The organism is Pseudomonas sp. SJZ103 (assembly GCF_007828335.1).
Lineage (GTDB): Bacteria > Pseudomonadota > Gammaproteobacteria > Pseudomonadales > Pseudomonadaceae > Aquipseudomonas.
On the sequence record NZ_VIUN01000012.1, the window covers coordinates 60844 to 85378 of the forward strand.

22 protein-coding genes are annotated in these 24535 nt (G+C 58.6%); 6 read left to right on the forward strand and 16 right to left on the reverse strand.

Annotation, left to right across the window (positions count from 1 at the left end; genetic code table 11):
• The first annotated feature begins 14 nt into the window (after positions 1-14).
• A complete protein-coding gene (fabA, locus tag FBY10_RS22875) occupies positions 15-530 on the forward strand; it encodes a 3-hydroxyacyl-[acyl-carrier-protein] dehydratase FabA (RefSeq protein ID WP_003210552.1) in 516 nt (171 codons plus the stop codon).
• Between the two features lie 11 nt (positions 531-541).
• Positions 542-1762, forward strand: coding sequence for a beta-ketoacyl-ACP synthase I (gene fabB, locus FBY10_RS22880; protein ID WP_074844724.1), 1221 nt, complete (start codon positions 542-544; stop codon positions 1760-1762).
• 138 nt (positions 1763-1900) lie between these two features.
• Here the strand turns inward: fabB and FBY10_RS22885 are convergent, their stop codons facing one another.
• Entirely contained in the window at positions 1901-2923 is a 1023-nt protein-coding gene (locus FBY10_RS22885; protein WP_131699457.1) for an amidohydrolase family protein, read from the reverse strand.
• A gap of 140 nt (positions 2924-3063) precedes the next feature.
• Between FBY10_RS22885 and FBY10_RS22890 the strand changes: the two genes are divergently transcribed.
• Together FBY10_RS22890 and FBY10_RS22895 are read left to right on the forward strand one after the other, a co-directional pair.
• Complete coding sequence (locus FBY10_RS22890) at positions 3064-3480, forward strand: OsmC family protein (RefSeq protein ID WP_145338009.1); 417 nt, start codon at positions 3064-3066, stop codon at positions 3478-3480.
• Positions 3481-3544: 64 nt separating this feature from the next.
• Complete coding sequence (locus FBY10_RS22895; protein WP_131699458.1) at positions 3545-4411, forward strand: pirin family protein; 867 nt, start codon at positions 3545-3547, stop codon at positions 4409-4411.
• 99 nt (positions 4412-4510) lie between these two features.
• Here the strand turns inward: FBY10_RS22895 and FBY10_RS22900 are convergent, their stop codons facing one another.
• The 4 genes from FBY10_RS22900 to FBY10_RS22915 form a co-directional block, all read right to left on the reverse strand.
• A complete protein-coding gene (locus tag FBY10_RS22900; RefSeq protein ID WP_145338011.1) occupies positions 4511-5239 on the reverse strand; it encodes a dienelactone hydrolase family protein in 729 nt (242 codons plus the stop codon).
• Positions 5240-5346: 107 nt separating this feature from the next.
• Positions 5347-7251 (reverse strand): molecular chaperone HtpG, encoded by a 1905-nt coding sequence (gene htpG, locus FBY10_RS22905; RefSeq protein WP_145338013.1) that lies wholly within the window; start codon positions 7249-7251, stop codon positions 5347-5349.
• 89 nt (positions 7252-7340) lie between these two features.
• Positions 7341-7793 (reverse strand): PaaI family thioesterase, encoded by a 453-nt coding sequence (locus FBY10_RS22910; protein ID WP_090407082.1) that lies wholly within the window; start codon positions 7791-7793, stop codon positions 7341-7343.
• Entirely contained in the window at positions 7790-8266 is a 477-nt protein-coding gene (locus FBY10_RS22915; RefSeq protein WP_131699461.1) for a PaaI family thioesterase, read from the reverse strand. Before FBY10_RS22915 ends, FBY10_RS22910 begins: the two co-directional genes overlap by 4 nt.
• A gap of 158 nt (positions 8267-8424) precedes the next feature.
• Here FBY10_RS22915 and FBY10_RS22920 point away from each other — a divergent pair, with 158 nt between their 5' ends.
• The gene (locus tag FBY10_RS22920; RefSeq protein ID WP_090407089.1) at positions 8425-8676 is read left to right on the forward strand and encodes a hypothetical protein; all 252 of its coding nucleotides are present in this window, start codon (positions 8425-8427) and stop codon (positions 8674-8676) included.
• A 94-nt stretch (positions 8677-8770) separates the two neighbouring features.
• Here FBY10_RS22920 and FBY10_RS22925 read toward each other — a convergent pair whose 3' ends face one another.
• From FBY10_RS22925 to sdhC, 11 genes are all read right to left on the reverse strand, one after another.
• Positions 8771-9508 (reverse strand): DUF599 domain-containing protein, encoded by a 738-nt coding sequence (locus FBY10_RS22925; RefSeq protein WP_145338015.1) that lies wholly within the window; start codon positions 9506-9508, stop codon positions 8771-8773.
• Positions 9509-9651: 143 nt separating this feature from the next.
• Positions 9652-10965 (reverse strand): branched-chain amino acid transport system II carrier protein, encoded by a 1314-nt coding sequence (gene brnQ / locus FBY10_RS22930; protein ID WP_024074306.1) that lies wholly within the window; start codon positions 10963-10965, stop codon positions 9652-9654.
• 415 nt (positions 10966-11380) lie between these two features.
• Entirely contained in the window at positions 11381-12262 is an 882-nt protein-coding gene (gene sucD / locus FBY10_RS22935) for a succinate--CoA ligase subunit alpha (protein WP_003172813.1), read from the reverse strand.
• Positions 12262-13428, reverse strand: a complete 1167-nt coding sequence (gene sucC / locus FBY10_RS22940; RefSeq protein ID WP_003233235.1) for an ADP-forming succinate--CoA ligase subunit beta — start codon at positions 13426-13428, stop codon at positions 12262-12264. Before sucC ends, sucD begins: the two co-directional genes overlap by 1 nt.
• A 204-nt stretch (positions 13429-13632) precedes the next feature.
• Positions 13633-15069, reverse strand: coding sequence for a dihydrolipoyl dehydrogenase (lpdA, locus tag FBY10_RS22945; protein ID WP_065924490.1), 1437 nt, complete (start codon positions 15067-15069; stop codon positions 13633-13635).
• A gap of 101 nt (positions 15070-15170) precedes the next feature.
• Positions 15171-16394: a 2-oxoglutarate dehydrogenase complex dihydrolipoyllysine-residue succinyltransferase gene (odhB, locus tag FBY10_RS22950; protein ID WP_065924489.1), complete on the reverse strand. Its 1224-nt coding sequence runs from the start codon at positions 16392-16394 to the stop codon at positions 15171-15173.
• A gap of 44 nt (positions 16395-16438) precedes the next feature.
• A complete protein-coding gene (locus FBY10_RS22955; RefSeq protein ID WP_131699465.1) occupies positions 16439-19270 on the reverse strand; it encodes a 2-oxoglutarate dehydrogenase E1 component in 2832 nt (943 codons plus the stop codon).
• A gap of 261 nt (positions 19271-19531) precedes the next feature.
• On the reverse strand, positions 19532-20236 hold the full coding sequence (locus FBY10_RS22960; RefSeq protein WP_145338017.1) for a succinate dehydrogenase iron-sulfur subunit: 705 nt from the start codon (positions 20234-20236) through the stop codon (positions 19532-19534).
• 11 nt (positions 20237-20247) lie between these two features.
• Complete coding sequence (gene sdhA / locus FBY10_RS22965; protein WP_053130512.1) at positions 20248-22020, reverse strand: succinate dehydrogenase flavoprotein subunit; 1773 nt, start codon at positions 22018-22020, stop codon at positions 20248-20250.
• A 3-nt stretch (positions 22021-22023) separates the two neighbouring features.
• Positions 22024-22392, reverse strand: coding sequence for a succinate dehydrogenase, hydrophobic membrane anchor protein (gene sdhD, locus FBY10_RS22970; RefSeq protein ID WP_003172805.1), 369 nt, complete (start codon positions 22390-22392; stop codon positions 22024-22026).
• Entirely contained in the window at positions 22386-22760 is a 375-nt protein-coding gene (gene sdhC / locus FBY10_RS22975) for a succinate dehydrogenase, cytochrome b556 subunit (protein ID WP_003172804.1), read from the reverse strand. The genes sdhD and sdhC overlap by 7 nt, the downstream gene beginning before the upstream one ends.
• Before the next feature lie 364 nt (positions 22761-23124).
• Between sdhC and gltA the strand changes: the two genes are divergently transcribed.
• Positions 23125-24414, forward strand: a complete 1290-nt coding sequence (gene gltA / locus FBY10_RS22980; RefSeq protein WP_003172803.1) for a citrate synthase — start codon at positions 23125-23127, stop codon at positions 24412-24414.
• The last annotated feature ends 121 nt before the right edge of the window (positions 24415-24535 follow it).

The window sequence follows — 24535 nt, forward strand, 5'->3', positions numbered from 1 at the left end:
ATTGAGGAGCTCGCATGACCAAACAAAACGCCTTTACTCGGGAAGACCTGCTGCGCTGCAGTCGCGGTGAGCTGTTCGGCCCAGGTAACGCGCAACTGCCCGCCCCGAACATGCTGATGGTGGATCGCATCACCCATATCAGCGAAGAGGGTGGCAAGTACGGCAAAGGTGAATTGGTCGCCGAGCTGGATATCACCCCGGACCTGTGGTTCTTCGCCTGTCACTTCGAAGGTGACCCTGTGATGCCGGGCTGCCTGGGCCTCGACGCCATGTGGCAACTGGTCGGCTTCTACCTGGGCTGGCAAGGCCTGCCAGGCCGTGGCCGCGCCCTGGGTTCGGGCGAAGTGAAGTTCTTTGGCCAGGTCCTGCCGACCGCCAAGAAAGTCACCTACAACATTCAAATCAAGCGCGTCCTCAAGGGCAAGCTGAACCTGGCAATCGCCGACGGTTCGGTGACTGTCGACGGTCGCGAGATCTATACTGCCGAAGGCCTTCGGGTCGGCGTATTTACTTCCACTGACAACTTTTAAGGGTTATCCGCATGCGCCGCGTCGTTATCACTGGTCTGGGCATCGTTTCTTGCCTGGGCAATGACAAAGAGACCGTCACCGCTAACCTGCGTGCAAGTCGCCCTGGCATCCGCTTCAACCCGGAATATGCCGAAATGGGTCTGCGTAGCCAGGTTTCCGGCTCCATCGACCTGCCCCTCGAAGAACTGATCGATCGCAAGATCTATCGCTTCGTGGGCCACGCTGCCGCCTACGCCTACCTGGCCATGAAAGACGCCATCGCCGACTCCGGCCTGAGCGAAGACCAGGTATCGAACGTACGCACCGGCCTGATCGCCGGCTCCGGCGGCGCATCGACCCTCAACCAGATGGAAGCGCTGGACATCCTGCGCGAAAAAGGCGTGAAGCGCGTTGGCCCGTACCGTGTCACGCGGACCATGGGCAGCACCGTTTCGGCCTGCCTGGCCACGCCGTTCCAGATCAAGGGCGTGAACTACTCGATCTCCTCCGCATGCGCCACCAGTGCACACTGCATCGGCACCGCCGTTGAACAGATCCAACTGGGCAAGCAGGACATCGTGTTCGCCGGCGGCGGTGAAGAAGAACATTGGAGCCAGTCGTTCCTGTTCGACGCCATGGGTGCCCTGTCCACCCAGTACAACGAAACCCCAGAAAAGGCCTCCCGCGCCTACGACGCCAAGCGTGACGGTTTCGTCATCGCCGGCGGTGGCGGCATGGTGGTGGTCGAGGAGCTGGAACACGCCCTGGCCCGTGGTGCCAAGATCTACGCGGAAATCGTCGGCTACGGCGCTACTTCCGATGGCTACGACATGGTTGCGCCAAGCGGTGAAGGCGCCATCCGCTGCATGCAGATGGCCATGTCCACCGTGGATACCCCGATCGACTACCTGAACACCCACGGCACTTCGACTCCGGTCGGCGACGCCAAGGAAATGGAAGGCGTGCGTGCGGTATTCGGCGACAAGGCTCCGAAAATCAGCTCCACCAAGAGCCTCTCCGGTCACTCCCTGGGCGCCGCCGGCGTTCACGAAGCGATCTACTGCCTGCTGATGATGGAAGGCAACTTCATGGCCGGCTCGGCCAACATCGACGAGATCGACCCGGTCGTCGCCGATATGCCGATCCTGACCAAGACGGTTGAAAACGTAAAAGTCGACACCGTGATGAGCAACAGCTTCGGCTTCGGTGGCACTAACGCCACCCTGGTGCTGAAACGCTGGCAGGGTAAGTAAGCCCCGCAGGTTGAGTAGATGAAAAAGCCCCGACTGGTTCGGGGCTTTTTTATGGGCGACTGGATGCCCCCGCCCTGCAGCCGGTCTCCTGGAAGTTATCAGCGCTCCGCCGCATTGGCGTAAGACGAAAACGAAATATCAACGCGCCCCCTCATCGCGACGAGGTTTAGGCAGGATGGCCAGGAAGTTATCCCTCGCCACTTTGTGGGCAACGTCTTCAGGCAATGCATCAAGGAACACATCAAAGCGGTGCATTTCCTTACCCAGCTTGTTGAAACGCCCGACGACGTCCGAACCCAGCATAAAGCGCTCCGGGAAGCGTTCCACCAGCGCTACCCACTCCGGCCGAGGCTTGCCCGCATCATCCAGTAAGTACGGCGTGAGCATGCTCCACGACAGGTCGATATACAGGTTGGGGTAAGCCTCGAGCATGCGGCTCAAGGTGGGCAGCAAAAAGTCCATCTGCACCTGGTGGCGATGAATTTCCTTGCTGGTGCCAGCGTGGGCCCAGATAAAGCGGGTGTGCGGATGGTTGCGCAGCGGCTCTTCGATTTCGGCCAAATACAGCGGGTTACGCTCGCGCTTGGAGGTGATGTTGGAGTGCAGCATCACCGGCAAGTCGTTTTCCGCCGCCAGATGATAGATGCGTGTCATGGCTTCGTTATTGGCGCGCGGGGTATCCCCCGATGTGAGGGCGGTAAGGTCGTCGTGACGGGTAAACACTTCACCGATGCCCTGCCACAGCCCCGGGTTGAGGTCGAGCATGCGCTGGATATGGGCATCCGAGTTCTTGTCGTTGGGGTTGAAGCCGGACAGAAACGGATGAAAGTGCTGGCGTTGTTCAGGTGTCAGTCTATTTACCGCTGCGGCAACAATCACGTCAGTGGCGCTGTACCAATAGGCATCCGCGTCATCACCGGCGTAGTAGCGTGGGCGCTTGGGTTCGTCTTCGTGCCATTTCTTTGCGACGGGAATGCCGGAAATCATGACATGCTCGATGCGATTTTCTGCCATCGCCTTGAGCAACTTGTCCATCCCCGCCGTTTCCTGGAAGAAATCCACGTAATGCAGGTGCGCATCGCTGTAGGCATAGTCGCGAGCCTGTGCGACAAGGCTGCTGGCGGCGAGCAACAGGGCGAAACTCAGGCGGGTCCAGGGCACGGTACAACCTCGATAAGGGCGAATACCGGTAGACCTTGCGCGCCATACCGGGGTTCAGCCAGCAAAAAATGTGGAACACCCCAGCGCCTGCATGCTCTATAACTGCATGACCTTCATTCTGCCACCCCGTGAGGTTTGCCATGCCTGTTACCGTCAATACGCTGAACGCAGACAACTTCCGCCACAGCGTCAATATCAATAACCACGAGCTGTTTACCGACCTGCCCAAGAGCCTGGGTGGTGACGACTCGGCGCCCTCTCCCCATGATTATTTCGACGCCGCGCTGGCATCATGCAAGGCGCTGACCGTCAAGCTCTATGCCCAGAAAAAAGACATCCCGCTGACCGGTGTCACCGTGGAAGTCACCCACGACGACACCGAAGAGCAAAAGGGCAAATACAAGCTCAACGTCAAGCTGACGCTCAAGGGCGTACTCACCGACGAACAGCGCGACGAGTTGCACCGTGTGGCCGATCGCTGCCCGGTACACAAGCTGATGACCACCGCCGAGGTCACCATTGAAACTCGCCTCTCTGAAGGCGCGTTCAGCCAATAGCGGCAACATCTCGTCGGGCGGGTTATGCTCAGCGCCATCTAACCCGCTCAGACTGGGACGCACCATGAACACCCTCACCGTGATCCGCCCACGCCCTGAAGATGTCGAAGGCCAACCCATCCTGCGCCCGCTGCCTTCGCGCGAATGCCGCAGCGTCGGGCCGTTCGTGTTCTTCGATCATATGCTGCCCACCCGTTATGCACCGGGGAGCGGCATGAATATCCGCCAGCACCCGCATATTGGCCTGTCCACCCTCACCTACTTGTTTGAAGGCGTACTGCAGCACAAGGACAGCCTGGGTTCCGACCAAGTGGTAGAGGCCGGGGACGTCAGTTGGATGACCGCCGGCAGCGCGATTGCCCATGTCGAGCGCACACCCGAGGCACTGAAGGCCAATGGTTTCACCCTGCATGGCCTGCAAGTGTGGCTGGCATCGCCCAAGGACCACGAAGAGGGGCCGGGGCATTACAGCCATCACCCTGCGGCGAGCCTGCCGGTGAGTGACAACCTGGGCGTGCGGATTCGCCTGATCGCCGGCAGTGGCTTCTGCCTCAAATCACCGGTGCCGGTGCTGTCGCCTACGTTGTATGCAGATGTGCACATGCAAACGGCCACGACCCTGCTGATTCCTGACGAGCACGAGGAACGCGCGGTGTATGTGCTGGAGGGTGAAGTACAGCTGGAGGGTGAGCGGCTTGAGGTGCACAGCCTGGTGGTATTGCCGGCCGGGCAGGAAATGACCCTATTCGCCGAAAGCGATTGCCACGTGGTGGTGTTTGGCGGGGCACCACTGGATGGGCCGCGGCGGATCAACTGGAATTTTGTCGCTAGCGATCCGCTGAAGATCGAGCAGGCCAGGCAGCGCTGGGCCGATGGGGATTGGCCGACGGTGCCGGGTGAAACTGAAAGAATTGAGTTGCCTGTGAGATAGCTATCGGGGGCAAGCCCCCTCCCACACTTGATTGGATTCACACGGTCAAAATGTGGGAGGGGGCTTGCCCCCGATGAAACCGGAACAGGCGCTGAAGATTTAGCCCTTGAACACTTCGTCCAGCAAGTTATGCATCGACTGGAAGGCCCGCGCAGCGGTCTTCGCGTCGTACATCATCTTGCCCGGCACATTGGCATCCGGGTCAGTGAAGGAATGCACCGCACCGCCGTAGCTCAGCAATTGCCAATCCACGCCCGCCGTGTTCATTTCAGCTTCGAACGCTGGCAGTTGCTCTTTCGGCACCAGCGGGTCGGAAGCCCCGTGCAGCACCAGCACTGAACCCTTGATGTTTTTCGCATCTGCCGGGTTCGGCGTGTCGAGGGTGCCGTGGAACGATACGGCTGCCTTCAATGGCGCACCGGTACGCGCCAGCTCCAGGGAGCAGCAACCGCCGAAGCAGAAACCAAAGGTGGCCAGCTTCGAGGTGTCCACTGCCGCTTCGGTCTGGCCCAGCAGCTGCTCAAGGGCAGCCTGCATGCGCTTGTTCAGCAACGGGCGATCATTCTTCAACGGCATCATTGCGGCACCGGCTTCATCGCCATTCGACGGGCGCACGGTTTGCCCGTAGAGGTCGGCGATCAGCACCACGTAGCCCTTGGCGGCAACGCTCTTGGCGATTTCTTCGGCACCCGCACTCACACCCATCCAGTTCGGCGCCATCAGCAGGCCGGGCAGCGGGTTCTTTTGGCTGGCATCGAACGCCAGGCGGCTTTCATAAGACTGGCCATCAATCTGATAGACCACGGAACGCACAGTAACTTGGCTCATCATTTACTCCAGTTGAAGATCACTAGAACGGAAATGGGCTGTAGGAGCGAGCTTGCTCGCTCCTACAAACGAAAAAACCCGCCGAAGCGGGTTTTTCTACAACGGTGTCAGATCGACAGTTCAACCAACAGCTTGTTCAGTCGGCGCACGTAGGCGGCCGGGTCTTTGAGGCTGTCGCCAGCGGCCAGGGCCGCCTGGTCGAAGAGGATGTGCGACAGGTCGCCAAACCGCTCTTCGCTCTGCTCGCCGTCGAGTTTCTCGATCAGCGGGTGAGCCGGGTTGAATTCGAAGATCGGCTTGGAGTCCGGGACCTTCTGGCCGCTGGCTTCGAGGATCTGGCGCATCTGCATGCCCAGGTCCTGCTCGCCAATGGCCAGGATCGCCGGGGAGTCGGTCAGACGGTGGGAAACCCGCACTTCGCTGACGGCATCGCCCAGGGACGCCTTGATCCGCTCAACCAGGCCTTCTTTGGCCTTCGCGACTTCTTCGGCTTCTTTCTTCTCTTCTTCGGAGTCCAGGTTACCCAGGTCCAGGTCGCCACGGGCTACGTCGACAAAGGATTTGCCGTCGAACTCGTTGAGGTAGCTCATCAGCCACTCATCGATACGGTCGGTCAGCAGCAGCACTTCGATGCCTTTCTTGCGGAAGACTTCCAGGTGCGGGCTGTTCTTGACCTGTGCGTAGGTTTCGCCGGTCAGGTAGTAGATCTTGTCCTGACCTTCCTTGGCACGAGCCAGGTACTCGGCCAGGGAAACGACCTGCTCGCCCTCTTCACCCTGGGTGGAAGCAAAGCGCAGCAGACCGGCGATTTTCTCCTTGTTGGCGAAATCTTCTGCCGGGCCTTCTTTCATGACCTGACCGAAGTTTTTCCAGAAGCCCTTGTATTGCTCAGGCTCGTTCTTCGCCAGTTTTTCCAGCATGTCGAGTACGCGCTTGGTCAGCGCCGACTTCATGGAGTCGATGATCGGGTCTTTTTGCAGGATTTCCCGCGACACGTTCAGCGACAGGTCATTGGAGTCGACCACGCCCTTGATAAAGCGCAGGTACAGCGGCAGGAACGACTCTGCCTGGTCCATCACGAACACGCGCTGCACGTACAGCTTCAGGCCTTTCGGCGCTTCACGCTGGTACAGGTCGAACGGCGCACGGGCCGGCACGTAAAGCAGCGAACTGTATTCCAGCTTGCCCTCGACCTTGTTATGGCTCCAGCTCAGCGGGTTTTCGTAGTCGTGACCGATGTGTTTGTAGAACTCCTGGTATTCCTCGTCCTTGATCTCGGTACGCGGACGGGTCCACAGGGCACTGGCGCGATTGACGGTTTCCCATTCCTCGGCAGGCTTCTCTTCACCTTCGGCAGCGGCTTGTTCTTTCGGCAGCTCGATCGGCAAGGCGATATGGTCGGAGTACTTCTTGATGATATTGCGCAGGCGCCAGCCATCGGCGAACTCGTCTTCACCGGATTTGAGGTGCAGGACGATGCGGGTACCACGGTCAGCCTTGTCGATGGTGGCGATTTCAAATTCGCCCTCACCTTTGGAAGCCCAATGCACGCCTTCGCTGGCGTCAAGGCCGGCACGACGGCTGAACACTTCAACCTTGTCGGCAACGATGAAGGCCGAGTAGAAGCCCACGCCGAACTGGCCGATCAGGTGCGAATCTTTCTTCTGGTCGCCCGACAGGTTTTTCATGAAGTCGGCGGTGCCGGATTTGGCGATGGTCCCCAGGTGGGTGATCGCATCGTCGCGGCTCATGCCGATACCGTTATCTTCGAGGGTGACGGTATTGGCGTCTTTGTCGAAGCTCACACGGATTTTCAGTTCCGCGCCACCTTCCAGCAGCTCAGGCTTGGACAGGGCTTCGAAACGTAATTTGTCGACAGCGTCAGAGGCGTTCGAGATCAATTCGCGAAGGAAGATTTCCTTGTTGGAATACAGCGAATGGATCATGAGGTGCAGCAGTTGCTTCACCTCGGTCTGGAAGCCCAGGGTTTCCTTTTGAGTTTCCACACTCATGGTCATCAAACTCCAATTGGATGGCAGTGGCCGCGCCCTTGAGGGTTGGCGGCGGGTTGTCATCAAAGTTGGGGGCTAAGACCAGGATTTCAAGGGCGGCTTCCTTCCTCGATCTTGAAATGCGCACGAGCGGTGGCAATCGGTTCGGCAGCGGTGCTTTGCCAGGCAGTGATCGCGACATTCGCCACCCGTCGGCCCTGGCGCCACACCTGGCATTTGGCGTAAGTGTCGCGAAACTGGCCGGCGCGCAGGTAATCGAGCGAGAAATCGATGATTTTCGGGATACCCGGCGCTCCGGTAAACACCAGCAGGTGCAACGCCGCTGCCAGCTCCATAAAGCCGGCGATCACCCCGCCGTGAAGCGCAGGCAATATGGGGTTACCAATATTGTCCTTGTGGGCCGGCAGGCGAAACAGCAATTCATCCCCCAGCCGGGTGCATTCGATACCGATCAGTTTGGCGTAGGGGATCAGGTCCAGCAGGGCCTCGTAGTTGCCTCGCTGATGGGCCTGTTCCAGGCGAGTCTTGAATCGATGTGTCATGCCTGCTCTCCCTTGATGGCGCTGCCCAATCCGTGGGTGCCCTTGAGACGCTTGCCCATGCGCATGAAGGTGCCCACCACATGGGCGATGGGTTGTTGCGGGTCGTCCTGGTAGGCAAAGCCACGGGTAAAGATCACGTCGGTGGTCACCCGGTAGCATTGGGCGAAACCATATACCGGCTTATGTGGCTCGGCGGGATGCATATAGTCGACACGCAGGTCCAGGGTCGGGCACACCTCGAACTCCGGCAGGACACACAGGGTGGCCATGCCGCAGGCAGTGTCCATTAAAGAGGTCAGCGCGCCACCATGGATCACGCCGGTCAGGGGATCTCCCACCAGTTGTGCGGCGTAGGGCATGACCAACGTGATGCCCTCCTCGCTGGCATGATGAGTGGTGATACCCAGCACCTGGCAATGGCGCAAGGCCGAGACAAAGCGCTTCGCGCGCTCTAACAAGGGATTTTCGGTCATTCGTTGCAGACTCTTATTAGTGTTGATGTGCGAAATAGACGGTACGCGCGAAAGTTCCTCTGAGACCGTTGTTTATATATCTGTGGAATAAAAGGAACTAATGCTGAACGCCCATGCTCGAAAGGCCAGTAGATATCTTCACTAAGGAGAAACACCCCATGCGTAAGACTTTAGCTATTTCCATGATGTTGGCCGCTGCCCTCGGTCTCGCTGCTTGCGACAAGAAATCCGAAGACAAAGCCCAAGATGCCGCAGCGCATTCTGAGCAAGCTCAAAAAGACATGGCGAAAGCTCAGGATAAAGTGAACGACGCTGCGAAAGAAAACGCCGATGCTGCCAAAGCTCAGGCTGAATCGAACGACGCCGCCGCAAAAGAAGCAGCACCTGCTACTCCTGCCACCGGTTCCTGATACCGCAGCATGAAATAGCTTCGCTGCAAAAAGAAAGCCCGCTTATATAGCGGGCTTTACTTTGTCTGCTGTTTTTAACCCGCCGCGTCACGCATTAAATCTCCTCTTTGGCGGCCTCAGGCATCGGTGTATCCGTCTGCGTATACACCATCACTTGCAGTACGTCGGAATGAAACTCCCGACGATACAACACGAACACCACCCCGGCACTCATCAACATGAACAACCAGGGGCTGACGAACCACGCCAGCATGGTCATGCCGAAGTAATAAGAACGCAGGCCAAAGTTGAACTGGTTGGCGGCCATGGAGATCACTCGCGCCGCACGCAGGGCAAACGCCTTGCGCTCCTGCTCCGACACATGCCGCTCACCGATCATCGGCGCCGACCCTACCAGCACCGCGGCAAAGTTGTACTGGCGCATGCACCAACTGAAGGTGAAGAAGGCATAGACAAAGACCAGCGCCAGGCAGAGCAGCTTGATCTCCGACATGCCCTGGGAGGCCTGCTGCACCATGGGTATGTCGGCCAGCAATGACACCGCCCGCTCGGAGGCCCCCAGCACCGTGAGAATGCCGGCGAGGATGATCAAGGTGCTGGAGGCGAAGAATGAGGCATTACGCTCCAGGTTGCCGATCACGCTGGCGTCGGCAATCCGGTTGTCGCGCAGCAGCATGCGGCGCATCCAGTCCTCGCGATACAAATGCAGCACACTGGCCAGGCAAGCAGTGTCTCGGGCTTTCCAGGTGGCATAACGGGTGTAGCCGCCCCAACACAGGACGAACCAGAGGGCAGCAAGCAGGTGAATCTGATTGGCTTCGACGAACGACATGCGGGTCCTTGCAGAAAGGAGATTGAAAAACTTTTTGCGTCTGTTCGACGTTAGCGCAAAGAAAAAGACACGGCCCGCCGCTCAAAAAAAATGCCCCGTATCGATTGATACGAGGCATTTCCGTACTGCATGAAACCCGCTTGTTATGCGATGGCTTCGCTGCGCTTACCCAGCATACGATCAATGACGACCGCCACACCCAGCGTCATCACCGACGGCACCAGCCACGCCAGGCCTTGCTCGCTCAGCGGCAGGTTCGCCAGCTGCGAAGGCATCCAGCCTGCCAGGCCTGCGCCCTTGAGCGCGTCGATGCAGCCAAAGATGAACGACACCAGCATCACCGGCCCGACGATACGGCCCTGCTCCTGCCAGAAGTCTTTGCAGAAGCTCAGGGCCACCAGCACGATGCACGGCGGGTAGATCGCGGTGAGTACCGGGATCGAGAACGCAATCAGCTTGGTCAGGCCCAGGTTCGACACGAACAGCGAGAACAGCGCCAGGATCACTACCAGAGTCTTGTAGGACAGCGGCAGGATTTTGCTGAAGTACTCGGCGCAAGCACACGTCAGGCCGACCGCGGTGACCAGGCACGCGAGCGAAATCAACACCGCCAGGAAACCACTGCCCAGGGAGCCGAAGGTGTGTTGCACATAAGCGTGCAATACAGCCGCGCCATTGGCAGCGCCGGCAGCGACTTCATGACTGCCCGCCCCGAGGCGGAACAGACTGATGTACACCAGCGCCAAACCTACGCCGGCAATCAACCCGGCAATGATCGCGTAGCGGGTGATCAGCTTGGGCGATTCGACACCACGGGAACGGATCGCGTTGACGATCACAATGCCAAACACCAGCGCACCCAGGGTGTCCATGGTCAGGTAACCATTGATAAAGCCCTGGGAGAACGGTGCAGCAACGTATTCCGGGGTGGCGACACCCACCTCACCGGCCGGCAGGGCAAACGCGGCAATGCCGAGGATGGCCAGCGCGATGATCTTCAGCGGCGCCAGGAAGCGACCCACGGTGTCCAGCAGTCGGCCTGGGTACAGGGAGACAAAGAACACCACCAGGAAATACACCGAGCTGTAGAGGAACAGCGCCAGCGGGCTTTCGCCGGTCAGCGGCGCCAGGCCCACTTCAAACGACACGGTCGCGGTACGCGGGGTGGCGAACAGCGGCCCTACCGCCAGATACGCAGCCGCCGCGAGCAGGCCACCGGCGATCTTGCCGATCGGGCTGCTCAACGCGTCCATGCCGCCGCCGACCTTGGCCAGGGCGATCACAGTGACCACCGGCAGGCCAACGGCAGTGATCAGGAAGCCCAGCGCCGCCATCCAGACATGAGGCCCGGACTGCAAACCAACGATAGGCGGGAAGATGATGTTGCCGGCGCCCACGAACAGGGCGAAGGTCATGAAGCCCAACGCCAGGATGTCCTGGCTTTTCAACACTTTCATTTGAGGAAATACCACACTACTGAATCGGAATTTAGAGAGGGATTCCCTATGGATGAGGGAAATGCTGCCGGCCCTTATGGGCACCGACCGGTCTAGCGCGCGGCTTCCTTTTGGGAGGCGGACGCATAAAGAGGCGGCTAGCCTAACGAATTTGCGGGTCAAACGCACTGTTGGGGGGCGAACTGTCCGATAAGCGACATTTTTATGTCGCGTTTTTATATCTAAATTTTGAAATGCGATCGGATGTGGGAGCGGGCTTGCTCGCGAAAGCGGCGTGTCAGTCAGCTCACGAGTGGCTGATACACCGCTTTCGCGAGCAAGCCCCCTCCCACATTTTGATCTTCGCCAACTTCAGAATGCACAAAGGCCACCCGAAGGTGGCCTTTGCTGGTAAAGCGTCAGCTAAGCGCGAGGCTTACTTGACAGCCCAACCGGTCAGCTCAGCCAAGGCCTTGCCGATGTCTGCCAACGAACGCACGGTTTTAACGCCTGCGTCTTGCAGTGCAGCGAATTTCTCGTCTGCAGTGCCTTTGCCGCCAGAGATGATTGCGCCAGCATGGCCCATGCGCTTGCCCGCAGGGGCAGTCACACCAGCGATGTAGGAAACAACCGGCTTGGTCACGTGTGCCTTGATGTAGGCAGCCGCCTCTTCTTCAGCCGAACCGCCGATCTCACCGATCATCACGATCGCTTCGGTCTTCGGGTCTTCCTGGAACAGCTTCAGGATGTCGATGAAGTTGGAGCCTGGGATCGGGTCACCGCCGATGCCGACGCAAGTCGACTGACCGAAACCGGCGTCAGTGGTCTGCTTCACAGCTTCGTAGGTCAGGGTGCCGGAACGGGAAACGATACCGACTTTACCTGGCAAGTGAATGTGACCTGGCATGATGCCGATCTTGCATTCGCCTGGAGTGATCACGCCTGGGCAGTTAGGGCCGATCAGGACTACGCCCAGCTCGTCGCACTTAACTTTAGCGTCCAGCATGTCCAGGGTAGGAATGCCTTCGGTGATGCAAACGATCAGCTTGATGCCGCCGAATGCCGCTTCCAGGATCGAGTCCTTGCAGAAAGGAGCTGGAACGTAGATCACGCTGGCGGTGGCGCCAGTGGCAGCTACAGCGTCTTTCACGGTGTTGAACACTGGCAGGCCCAGGTGCTCGGTGCCGCCTTTGCCCGGCGTTACGCCGCCAACCATCTTGGTGCCGTATTCGATGGCTTGCTGGGTGTGGAAACTACCTTGCGAACCGGTAATACCCTGGCAGATAACTTTGGTGTCTTTATTGATCAGGACGCTCATTATTTGCCCTCCGCAGCTTTGACAACTTGTTGAGCAGCGTCGGTCAGGCTGGTAGCCGCGATGATGTTCAAACCGCTTTCTGCCAGTACTTTAGCGCCCAGTTCAGCGTTGTTGCCTTCAAGGCGAACAACAACCGGGATTTTAACGCCGACTTCTTTCACTGCACCGATGATGCCTTCGGCAATCATGTCGCAACGAACGATGCCGCCGAAGATGTTGACCAGTACTGCAGCGACGTTGGAGTCGGACAGGATGATCTTGAAGGCTTCGGTTACGCGTTCTTTGGTAGCACCACCGCCCACGTCGAGGAAGTTGGCTGGTTTGCCGCCATGCAGGTTGACGATGTCCATGGTACCCATGGCCAGGCCAGCACCGTTGACCATGCAACCGATGTTACCTTCCAGGGCTACGTAGTTCAGTTCGAACTTGGCAGCGTGCGCTTCGCGCGGATCGTCTTGCGACGGATCGTGGAAAGTCTTCAGCTTAGGCTGACGGTACATGGCGTTGGCGTCGATGTTGATCTTGGCGTCGAGGCAGTGCAGATCGCCGTCAGCCTTGATCACCAGCGGGTTCACTTCCAGCAGGGCCAGATCGTGATCCTGGAACAGTTTGGCCAGACCTACGAAGATCTTGGCGAACTGGGCAACTTGCTTGCCTTCCAGACCCAACTGGAAAGCCAGCTCGCGACCCTGGAATGGCTGGGCGCCAACCAGTGGATCGATAGTGGCTTTCAGAATTTTTTCTGGGGTTTCGTGAGCGATCTTCTCGATGTCCACGCCACCTTCGGTGGAAGCCATGAACACGATGCGACGGCTCGAACGGTCAACGACAGCGCCCAGGTACAGCTCTTTAGCGATATCAGTGCACGATTCAACCAGGATCTTGGTGACTGGCTGGCCATTGGCATCAGTCTGGTAGGTCACCAGACGCTTGCCCAGCCACTGCTGTGCGAAGGCCTTGGCGTCTTCTTTGCTGCGAACCAGCTTAACGCCGCCCGCTTTACCGCGACCACCAGCGTGGACCTGGGCTTTGACAACCCACTCGGTGCCGCCGATCTTGTCGCAAGCTTCTGCTGCTGCTTCCGGGGTGTCTACTGCGTAGCCCTTGGAAACTGGCAGGCCGTATTCAGCGAACAGCTGCTTACCCTGATACTCGTGAAGATTCATGCTTTTTACCGTCTTCGTTAGGTACTGCGCATTCGGCGCTGCGCTCATTATGAGTGCCGCGCCACCTGTGACTGCTGCTTGCGCAACTTGCGGGGCTCAAGGCCCGTAAAGCTGCGCAAGACTGCGTCCAGCGGATATTCCGCGGTGAGTCTTGCGCGCAAGGCTCACGACGGGCAACTCCGCCGTGGTTTCTTATTATCTCGCTTAGCGCTTCTTCTTGTTGGCGATGTGGATGGCATGACCATTCACTGCCAACGCGGCTTCGTGCAGCGCTTCGGACAGGGTCGGATGGGAGAAGACCATCATGCCGATGTCCTCGGCACTGGTGCCGAATTCCATACCGATCGCGCCCTGCTGAACCAGTTCTGCTGCGCCTGGGCCAATCACGTGGACGCCCAATACGCGGTCAGTCTTGGCATCAGCGATGACTTTGACAAAACCACCGGTGTCGTTGGCTGCCATGGCACGGCCAGAAGCGGCAAACGGGAAGGTGCCGACGTTAACTTCAACGCCTTCAGCTTTCAACTGCTGTTCGTTCTTGCCGACCCATGCAATTTCCGGGTGGGTGTAGATAACCGACGGGATCAGGTCGTAGTTCATCTGGGTTTTGTGACCCTTGATGCGCTCGACAACCATGATGCCTTCTTCGGAAGCTTTGTGCGCGAGCATCATGCCGCGAACCACGTCGCCAATGGCGTAGACGCCAGGAACGGTGGTAGCGCAGTGATCGTCAACGTGGATGAAGCCACGCTCGTCGATGTTCACGCCGCTGTCGGAAGCCAGCAGGTCGGTGGTCACTGGACGGCGACCTACGGCTACGATCAGCTTGTCGAAAGTGATGGTCTGTTCGCCATCCTTGTCGGTGTAGGTCACAACGACTTCTTCGCCGTTAACCTTAGAGCCGGTCACGCGAGCGCCCAGCTTGATGTCCAGACCTTGTTTGGTCAGGGTTTTCAGCGCTTCCTTGGACACTGCGGTGTCGGCAGCCAGCAGGAACGTGTCCAGGGCTTCCAGCACGGTCACTTCGGAACCCAGGCGGGACCAGACCGAACCCAGTTCCAGGCCGATCACGCCAGCGCCGATCACGCCCAGGCGCTTAGGCACAGCCTGGAATTCCAGGGCGCCGGTCGAATCAACGATCACGTTCTGGTCGACAGGAGCCGGTGGAATGTCGATTGGACGCGAGCCTGGAGCCAGGATCACGTTCTCGGCTTCGATGATTTCTACCGAACCGTCCGGCTTGGTGATTTCAACTTTCTTGCCGGCCAGCAGTTTGCCGTGGCCTTGCAGGGAAGTTACGCCGTTAGCCTTGAACAAAGTCGCAACGCCGGAAGTCAGGCCTTTAACGATGTTGGCTTTACGGCCGACCATTGCTGGCACGTCCATGGTCACGCCAGCATGGTTGATGCCGTGGATCGCGAAGCCGTCTTGGGCTTCGTGGAATTTCCAGGAGCTGTCCAGCAGCGCCTTGGAAGGAATGCAACCAACGTTCAGGCAAGTACCGCCCAGTGCCAGTTTGCCTTCCTTGTCGGTGTATTTTTCGATGCAAGCAGTCGAGAGGCCCAGTTGTGCGGCCTTGATGGCGGCAACGTAGCCGCCAGGACCCGCACCAATCACTACAACGTCAAATTTCTGCGACATGAAAATAGTTCCTCTATTTAGCAGCAAGCTTTCAAGCCGCAAGCCCCAAGCCCAACTGCCTTATCCGGCAATCTGTCACTTGAGGCCTGCAGCTGCTTCTATCAGATATCCAGCAGCAGACGAGCCGGGTCTTCCAGCAGGTTCTTGATGGTCACCAGGAAAGTCACGGCTTCTTTACCATCGATCAGACGGTGATCGTAAGACAGCGCCAGGTACATCATTGGGCGGATCACGACTTGGCCGTTGATGGCCATCGGACGCTGGATGATGTTGTGCATGCCCAGGATTGCAGCTTGTGGCGGGTTAACGATCGGCGTCGACATCATCGAACCGAAGGTACCACCGTTGGTGATGGTGAAGGTACCACCGGTCATCTCGTCGATGGTCAGCTTGCCGTCACGGGCTTTCTTGCCGAAGCCGGCGATGCCGCCTTCGATTTCGGCCAGGCTCATCAGCTCGGCGTTACGCAGGACCGGAACCACCAGGCCACGGTCGCTGGACACGGCAACGCCGACGTCTGCATAGCCGTGGTAAACGATGTCGCCGCCGTCGATGGAAGCGTTGACTGCCGGGAAGCGTTTCAGCGCTTCGGTGGCCGCTTTCACGAAGAACGACATGAAGCCCAGGCGCACGCCGTTGTGGGACTTCTCGAACAGATCCTTGTACTTCGAACGCAGGGCCATGACTTCGGTCATGTCGACTTCGTTGAACGTGGTCAGCATCGCCATGTTCGACTGTGCTTCAACCAGACGCTTGGCCACGGTGGCGCGAACGCGGGTCATCGGTACACGCTTCTCGGTGCGGTCGCCGGCAGCGAACACAGGCGCGGCGGCAGCCGGTGCAGCAGCCTTGGCAGGCGCGGCAGCCGGAGCGTTTTTCTTCGCTTCAACCGCGGCAACCACGTCTTCCTTGGTCACACGGCCGTCTTTGCCAGTGCCTTTGATGGAAGCCAGGTTGATGCCGTTTTCTTCAGCCAGCTGACGCGCAGCCGGTGCAGCGATTGGATCTTCGCCACCCGCAGCCGGAGCGGCAGCAGGCGCCGAAGCAGCGGCCGGTGCAGCAGCGGCAGCAGGAGCAGCGGCAGCGCTGCCCTCTTCGATCGAGCCCAGCACCTGGTTCGACAGAACGGTAGCGCCTTCTTCGGCAACGATTGCGCCCAGCACGCCGTCAGCTTCGGCCAACACTTCCAGCACGACTTTGTCGGTCTCGATGTCGACGATCAGGTCGTCACGCTTGACGGCCTCACCTGGTTTCTTGTGCCAGGTGGCAACGGTGCCATCGGCAACCGATTCCGGGAATGACGGGGCTTTGATTTCGATAGCCATTATCTGTGGGTCCTTAAAATTCGGTTTCAGTCAGCGCGAAGGCGTTAAACAGTGAAAGCATCTTGCAGCAGTTTTTCCTGCTGCTCGGCGTGCATCGACGCATAACCACACGCAGGTGCAGCGGAAGCATCACGGCCGGCGTACTCCAGGCCCAGGGCCTTGTTGTGGTTACCGATGCTGCGACGCAGGTGATGCTGGCTGCTGTACCAAGCGCCCTGGTTCATCGGTTCTTCCTGACACCACACCACATTCGTGAGGTTGGTGTAAGGCGCGATGATCTCCATGAGGTCATCTTCCGGGAACGGGTAAAGCTGCTCGATACGCACGATGGCGATGTCTTCGCGGCCTTCGGCACGGCGTTTTTCCAGCAGGTCGTAGTAGACCTTGCCGCTGCACAGGATCAGGCGAGTGACCTTGGCCGCGTCCAGCGTATCGATTTCTGGAATCACGGTCTGGAACGAACCGTCCGCCAGATCTTCCAGGGTCGAGATGGCCAATTTGTGACGCAGCAGCGATTTCGGGGTCAGCACTACCAGCGGCTTGCGCAGCGGGCGGATCACCTGGCGACGCAGCAAGTGGTAGATCTGGGCCGGGGTGGTCGGCACGCACACCTGGATGTTGTGCTCGGCGCACAGCTGCAGGTAACGCTCCAGACGGGCCGAGGAGTGCTCCGGACCCTGACCTTCATAACCGTGTGGCAGCAACATGGTCAGACCGCACAGACGGCCCCACTTGTGCTCGCCGCTGGTGATGAACTGGTCGATCACCACCTGGGCACCGTTGGCGAAGTCGCCGAACTGGGCTTCCCAGATCACCAGCGCCTGCGGCGTGGTGGTCGAGTAACCGTATTCGAACGCCAGTACGGCTTCTTCGGACAGGAACGAATCGTACAGGTCGAAACGCGGCTGGCCTTCGTACAGGTTCTGCAACGGGATGTAGGTGCCCGCGTCTTTCTGGTTGTGCAATACCGCGTGACGGTGCGAGAACGTACCACGGCCGATGTCCTGGCCGGTCATGCGGATCGGGTGACCTTCGAACGCCAGGGTCGCGTACGCCATGGTTTCGGCATAACCCCAGTTGATCGGCAGGCCGCCGGCTTGCATCTTCTGACGGTCTTCGTAGATCTTCGCAACCTGGCGCTGCACCACGAAGCCTTCCGGAATTTCCAGCAGCTTGGCGGACAGTTCCTGCAGGGTCTTGAGGTCGAACGAGGTGTCGTGACGCGCGGTCCAGGTGTGACCCAGGTACGGACGCCAATCCACGAACAGCTCTTTGTTCGGCTCTTTGACCAGGCTTTTTACGACATGCAGGCCATTGTCCAGCGCGTTGCGGTATTCATCGATTTTCGCCTGAACACGCGCGTCATCCAATATACCGGCCTTGGTCAGGCTTTCGGCATACAGCTCACGGGTGGTGCGCTGCTTGGTGATCTGCTGATACATCAACGGCTGGGTGCCGCTTGGTTCGTCGGCTTCGTTGTGACCGCGACGGCGGTAGCAAACCAGGTCGATCACCACGTCACGCTTGAACTGCATGCGGTAGTCGACAGCCAGTTGGGTCACGAACAGTACGGCTTCCGGATCATCGCCATTCACATGGAGGATCGGCGCCTGGATCATCTTGGCAACGTCGGTGGCGTACTCGGTGGAACGCGCGTCCAACGGGTTGCTGATGGTGAAACCCACCTGGTTGTTGATGACGATGTGAACGGTACCGCCGGTCTTGAAGCCGCGAGTCTGCGACATCTGGAACGTTTCCAGGACCACGCCTTGACCGGCGAATGCCGCGTCACCGTGGATGGAAATCGGCAGGACCTTTTCACCGGTGGTGTCGTTACGACGATCCTGGCGAGCACGGACCGAACCCTCGACCACTGGAGAAACGATTTCCAGGTGGGATGGGTTGAAGGCCATGGCCAGGTGAACTTCACCGCCGGTGGTCATCACGTTGGACGAGAAGCCCTGGTGGTATTTAACGTCACCGGAACCCAGCTCGACCTTCTTCTTGCCTTCGAACTCGTCGAACAACTCACGCGGGTTCTTGCCGAAGGTGTTGACCAACACGTTCAGGCGACCACGGTGGGCCATGCCGATCACGATTTCCTTGGTGCCGTAGGAACCGGAACGCTGGATCAGCTCGTCGAGCATCGGAATCAGGCTCTCGCCGCCTTCCAGGCCGAAACGCTTGGTGCCCGGGTATTTGGTACCTAGGTATTTTTCCAGGCCCTCGGCTGCGGTCACGCGCTCAAGCAGGTGGCTGCGCACGTCGTCGGACAATACCGGGCGGCCGCGTACGCCTTCCAGGCGATGCTGGAACCAGTGGCGTTGCTCGGAATCGGTGATGTGCGTGAACTCAGCGCCGATGGTGCGGCAATATGTCTGCTGCAACGCTTCGTGAATTTCGCGTAGGCTCGCTTCCTCTTTGCCGATGAACAGGTCGCCGGCACGGAAGGTCGTATCAAGATCGGCATTGGTCAAGCCGTAATGATTGATCGACAGGTCTGCAGGTGCAGGACGCTGCCAGAGCCCCAGCGGGTCAAGCTGGGCCGCCTGGTGGCCACGCATCCGGTAGGCCTGGATCAGTCGCAGTACTTCAACTTGCTTCTTCTCGTGCTCACTGCTCACGCTTCCGGCGGAAACCGGCTGGGCGCGGCGCTGGTTCTTTGCCAGCAGCACGAACTGATCGCGAATTGTTGCGTGCGATACATCGGTGGCAGCGTTGCCGTCTGAAGACAACGTCTGAAATTTGGTGCGCCATTCTTCTGGCACAGCGTTAGGGTCGTGCAGGTAGAGCTCATAAAGCTCTTCCACATAGGCAGCGTTACCACCTGAAAGATAGCCGCTGTTCCACATGCGCTGCATCACGCTTTCTTGCATGCTTGGTCACCCTCGATTTGGGGACACCACCGGCGAAAACACCGAGTTTGCTTGCAAAAGGCCAAGTGCAGCGACCAAAACAAGCCACTTAGGATCACGCTGATAGTTCGGGTACCAACCCGAATGCCCCTGCTTGTCTCATTTCTTCAAAATAAGAGCCGCGGCTTTGTAAGTCGCTGCTCAAGTTAAAACTACGGCGCCGGTTGAAGCCTGCGCCGCAGCATTTACGGGCACAACGGTCCTGCCTTGTTACAACGTCAGTTACACGCCACTCTGCAGCAGCATGTTACGGATGTGACCAATGGCCTTAGTCGGGTTCAGGCCTTTGGGACATACGTTGACGCAGTTCATGATCCCGCGGCAGCGGAATACGCTGAACGGGTCATCCAGCGAAGCCAGGCGCTCGGACGTCTTGGTATCACGGCTGTCTGCCAGGAAGCGGTACGCTTGCAGCAGGGCAGCTGGACCCAGGAACTTGTGCGGGTTCCACCAGAAGGACGGGCAAGAGGTCGAGCAGCAGGCGCACAGGATGCACTCGTACAGACCGTCGAGCTTTTCACGCTCTTCAGGGGACTGCAGACGCTCGATGGCCGGAGCCGGCGTATCGTTCTGCAGGAACGGCTTAACTTTCTCGTATTGCTTGTAGAAGATGCTCATATCGACGACCAGGTCACGGATAACCGGCAAACCTGGCAGAGGACGAACGATCAGCTTGTTGCCTTTAACAACAGCAGACAGCGGCGTGATGCACGCCAGGCCGTTTTTGCCGTTGATGTTCATGCCGTCGGAACCGCAAACACCTTCACGGCAAGAGCGACGATAGGAGAAACCCTCGTCCTGCTCTTTGATCAGTGCCAATACATCCAGCACCATCAGGTCTTTACCACCGGTATCGACCTGGAACTCCTGCATGAACGGCGCAGCGTCCTGATCAGGGTTGTAGCGATAAACACTGACTTTCAACATGGCAGCCACCCTTAGTAAGTCCGAATTTTCGGTTCAAACGTCGGAACCGTCTTCGGCGAGAAGTTCACAGCACGCTTGGTTACGCGCTTGTCACCCGGGAAGTACAGGGTGTGGCACAACCAGTTTTCGTCATCGCGATCTTCAAAGTCTTCACGAGCGTGGGCACCACGGGATTCTTTACGAACCTCGGCTGCGATCGCAGTCGCTTCAGCCACTTCCAGCAGGTTTTGCAGCTCAAGGGCTTCGATACGAGCGGTGTTGAACGCCTGGCTCTTATCGTTGATCTTGACGTTGGCGATGCGCTTGCGCAGATCGGCCAGCTGGGCAATACCCTTCTGCATGTATTCGCCGGTACGGAATACACCGAAGTAGTTCTGCATGCAGTTCTGCAGTTCGCGACGCAGGGTTGCCACGTCTTCGCCATCAGTCCGCTCGTTCAGAGCGTTCAGACGCGCCAGGGCGGCCTCGATGTTGGCGTCGGTGGCGTCATCGTATTCGATGCCGTCGGTCAGGGCTTTTTCCAGGTGCAGGCCAGCTGCGCGGCCGAATACCACCAGGTCGAGCAGCGAGTTGCCGCCGAGACGGTTGGCACCGTGTACCGATACACAAGCCACTTCGCCTACTGCGAACAGACCGTGGATGATCTCGTCCACGCCGTCGGCGTTCTGGGTGATCGCCTGGCCATGAATGTTGGTCGGAACACCGCCCATCATGTAGTGGCAGGTTGGAACAACCGGAACCGGAGCAACCACTGGGTCAACGTGGGCAAAGGTCTTGGACAGTTCACAGATACCCGGCAGGCGGCTGTGCAGCACTTCTTCACCCAGGTGATCGAGCTTCAGCAGCACGTGGTCACCATTCGGGCCACAGCCGTTACCGGCGATGATTTCCTTAACCATCGAACGAGCAACAACGTCACGACCCGCCAGGTCTTTCGCGTTCGGAGCATAACGCTCCATGAAACGCTCGCCGTGCTTGTTGATCAGGTAACCACCTTCACCACGGCAACCCTCGGTCACCAGTACACCTGCGCCGGCGATGCCGGTCGGGTGGAACTGCCACATTTCGATGTCTTGCACCGGCACGCCGGCACGCAGAGCCATGCCGACGCCGTCACCGGTGTTGATCAGGGCATTGGTGGTCGACGCGTAGATACGACCTGCACCGCCAGTCGCCAGAACAGTAGCCTTGGCGCGGATGTAGGTGGTTTCACCGGTTTCGATGCAGATGGCGATCACACCGACGAACTCGCCTTGTGCGTTCTTGACCAGGTCAACCGCGTAGTACTCGTTCAGGAACGTGGTGCCGGCTTTCAGGTTGCCCTGATAAAGCGTGTGCAGCAACGCGTGACCGGTACGGTCGGACGCGGCGCAGGTACGGGCAGCCTGGCCGCCTTTACCGTAGTCCTTCGACTGGCCGCCGAATGGACGCTGGTAGATACGACCTTGTTCGGTACGGGAGAACGGCAGACCCATGTGGTCCAGCTCGAACACCGCGGCCGGGCCTTCCTGACACATGTATTCGATAGCGTCCTGGTCACCGATATAGTCGGAACCCTTGACGGTATCGTACATGTGCCAGCGCCAGTCGTCGTTCGGGTCGGCGGACGCGATGGCGCAGGTGATGCCACCCTGGGCCGATACGGTGTGGGAGCGCGTCGGGAACACCTTGGTGATCACGGCAGTCTTGTGACCGCCCTGGGCCAGCTGCAACGCCGCGCGCATGCCAGCACCGCCGCCACCAATAATGATGGCGTCGAATGAAATAGTTGGAATGTTAGCCATGAATCAGATACCCCAAAGAATCTGCACACCCCAGACGAAGTAAGCGAACATCGCGACGCCGCATACTGCCTGGAAGAGGAAACGGACTGCGGTCGCGGACTTGCCCAGCGCCATCGGCGTCAGGTAGTCAGTCGCGATGGTCCACATGCCGACCCAGGCGTGAGCGCCCAGGGCTACAAGGGCCAGCAGGCTGAAGATTCGCATCGCATTGTGGGAAAACAGCCCGTGCCATTGCTCGTAACCAATGCCCGGGTTTGCGACGAGGTATCCGATCAGGAAAATGAAATAAGCCGCGAGAACGACCGCAGACACACGCTGCGCCATCCAGTCATAGAGGCCCGAACGCGATAGGTTCGTAACGCTGGTTACCATATCCAAACTCCTGCCAGAACGATCAGCACCACGGAAATGGCGATGATGATTTTCGAGCCCAGGCGGCCGCCTTCCAGCGTCTCACCGATGCCCATATCCATGATCAAGTGGCGCACACCGGCTACCAGATGATAAAGCAGAGCGGACAGGAGGCCCCATGCTACGAACTTGGCCAGCGGGCTGGTCAAGCATGCCTTCACCTCGGCGTATCCTTCCTCGGAACCCAGGGATTTGCTCAATGCATAAAGCATGATGCCCAAGCCCAGGAACAGGATGATGCCGGAAACACGGTGCAGGAACGACGTAACGCCGGTGATGGGGAGTTTGATGGTCCTTAGGTCTAGGTTTACAGGTCGTTGGCTATTCACGGCTTTTTTTCACACTGAAGAGCCCCTAACAATCAGGGCAAAGTTGTTGGGGAGTGCACTGGTCAGGTAAGCACCACCCAGGGAGTGCGACCCCCAATGAAAGCAAGCCCAAAAGCCCTTGGCGGTCGGTGGCCGAGTATAGACAGTTAGGTTACTAATGACAACGCGCGCTCCTCACCCTAATAGCGGATTGCGCTGGCGAGATAAAAGGCGTAAATGGCAGGCAATTTCGAGGAAAAAGTACGCTTAAAGCCTTCTGGGGCAAGACTTTAGGCAAATTGACATCTGAATTTATCTCACTATAGTGGTGCGGGCCCTGCGTGGGGGGTCTGTCTGATGATTTGAAGCATAAATAGGAGGCCACATGGCTGACAAAAAAGCGCAGTTGATCATCGAGGGCGCAGCCCCCGTCGAGCTGCCCATTTTAACCGGCACCGTTGGTCCCGATGTTATCGACGTACGGGGCCTGACGGCCACGGGCCGTTTCACTTTCGACCCAGGCTTCATGTCGACCGCCTCTTGCGAGTCGAAGATCACCTATATCGACGGCGACAATGGCATCCTGCTGCACCGGGGCTACCCGATTGAGCAACTGGCTGAAAAATCGGACTACCTGGAAACCTGCTACCTGCTGCTAAATGGCGAATTGCCAACAGCCGAGCAAAAAGCCCAGTTCGTCAGCACCGTGAAGAACCACACCATGGTTCACGAGCAGTTGAAGACCTTCTTCAACGGCTTCCGTCGCGACGCCCACCCGATGGCCGTCATGTGCGGCGTGGTCGGCGCCCTGTCGGCCTTCTATCACGACTCTCTCGACATCAATAACCCGCAGCATCGCGAAATTTCCGCGATCCGCCTGGTTGCCAAGATGCCGACCCTGGCCGCAATGGTTTACAAGTACTCCATGGGTCAACCCATGATGTACCCGCGCAACGACCTGACGTACGCGGAAAACTTCCTGCACATGATGTTCAACACCCCGTGCGAGATCAAACCGATCAGCCCGGTGCTGGCCAAGGCAATGGACCGGATCTTCATCCTCCACGCCGACCACGAGCAAAACGCCTCGACGTCCACCGTGCGCCTGGCAGGCTCTTCGGGTGCCAACCCGTTCGCCTGTATCGCCGCCGGCATCGCCGCGCTGTGGGGCCCTGCCCACGGCGGTGCGAACGAAGCCGTATTGACCATGCTCGATGAAATCGGCGATGTGTCCAACATCGACAAGTTCATCGCCAAGGCCAAGGACAAGAACGATCCGTTCAAGTTGATGGGCTTCGGTCACCGGGTCTACAAGAACCGCGACCCGCGCGCCACCGTCATGAAACAGACCTGCGACGAAGTGTTGAAGGAACTGGGCATCAAGAACGATCCGCAACTCGAACTGGCCATGCGCCTGGAAGAGATCGCCCTGACCGACCCGTACTTCATCGAACGCTCGCTGTACCCGAACGTCGACTTCTACTCGGGGATCATCCTCAAGGCGATCGGCATTCCAACCAGCATGTTCACCGTGATCTTCGCCCTGGCGCGGACCGTGGGCTGGATCTCCCATTGGAAAGAAATGCTCTCCAGCCCGTACAAGATTGGCCGCCCGCGCCAGTTGTACACCGGCTACGAGTCGCGTGACATTACCAAGCTGGAAGATCGCAAGTAAGCACCTTTTAGCAGCACCGAAAACGGCCTCCCTCAGTGGAGGCCGTTTTTATTTGTGTCGACTGATCTACCCCCATCGGGGCAAGCCCCCCACATTGAACTGCATTCCAAATGATGTACTC

Bases quoted from the DNA above. Each gene is read 5' to 3' on its own strand.
- fabA (WP_003210552.1), top strand. From the start codon at position 15: ATGACCAAACAAAACGCCTTTACTCGGGAAGACCTGCTGCGCTGCAGT.
- fabB (WP_074844724.1), top strand. From the start codon at position 542: ATGCGCCGCGTCGTTATCACTGGTCTGGGCATCGTTTCTTGCCTGGGC.
- FBY10_RS22890 (WP_145338009.1), top strand. From the start codon at position 3,064: ATGCCTGTTACCGTCAATACGCTGAACGCAGACAACTTCCGCCACAGC.
- FBY10_RS22895 (WP_131699458.1), top strand. From the start codon at position 3,545: ATGAACACCCTCACCGTGATCCGCCCACGCCCTGAAGATGTCGAAGGC.
- FBY10_RS22900 (WP_145338011.1), bottom strand. From the start codon at position 5,239: ATGAGCCAAGTTACTGTGCGTTCCGTGGTCTATCAGATTGATGGCCAG.
- htpG (WP_145338013.1), bottom strand. From the start codon at position 7,251: ATGAGTGTGGAAACTCAAAAGGAAACCCTGGGCTTCCAGACCGAGGTG.
- FBY10_RS22910 (WP_090407082.1), bottom strand. From the start codon at position 7,793: ATGACACATCGATTCAAGACTCGCCTGGAACAGGCCCATCAGCGAGGC.
- FBY10_RS22915 (WP_131699461.1), bottom strand. From the start codon at position 8,266: ATGACCGAAAATCCCTTGTTAGAGCGCGCGAAGCGCTTTGTCTCGGCC.
- FBY10_RS22920 (WP_090407089.1), top strand. From the start codon at position 8,425: ATGCGTAAGACTTTAGCTATTTCCATGATGTTGGCCGCTGCCCTCGGT.
- FBY10_RS22925 (WP_145338015.1), bottom strand. From the start codon at position 9,508: ATGTCGTTCGTCGAAGCCAATCAGATTCACCTGCTTGCTGCCCTCTGG.
- brnQ (WP_024074306.1), bottom strand. From the start codon at position 10,965: ATGAAAGTGTTGAAAAGCCAGGACATCCTGGCGTTGGGCTTCATGACC.
- sucD (WP_003172813.1), bottom strand. From the start codon at position 12,262: ATGAGCGTCCTGATCAATAAAGACACCAAAGTTATCTGCCAGGGTATT.
- sucC (WP_003233235.1), bottom strand. From the start codon at position 13,428: ATGAATCTTCACGAGTATCAGGGTAAGCAGCTGTTCGCTGAATACGGC.
- lpdA (WP_065924490.1), bottom strand. From the start codon at position 15,069: ATGTCGCAGAAATTTGACGTTGTAGTGATTGGTGCGGGTCCTGGCGGC.
- odhB (WP_065924489.1), bottom strand. From the start codon at position 16,394: ATGGCTATCGAAATCAAAGCCCCGTCATTCCCGGAATCGGTTGCCGAT.
- FBY10_RS22955 (WP_131699465.1), bottom strand. From the start codon at position 19,270: ATGCAAGAAAGCGTGATGCAGCGCATGTGGAACAGCGGCTATCTTTCA.
- FBY10_RS22960 (WP_145338017.1), bottom strand. From the start codon at position 20,236: ATGTTGAAAGTCAGTGTTTATCGCTACAACCCTGATCAGGACGCTGCG.
- sdhA (WP_053130512.1), bottom strand. From the start codon at position 22,020: ATGGCTAACATTCCAACTATTTCATTCGACGCCATCATTATTGGTGGC.
- sdhD (WP_003172805.1), bottom strand. From the start codon at position 22,392: ATGGTAACCAGCGTTACGAACCTATCGCGTTCGGGCCTCTATGACTGG.
- gltA (WP_003172803.1), top strand. From the start codon at position 23,125: ATGGCTGACAAAAAAGCGCAGTTGATCATCGAGGGCGCAGCCCCCGTC.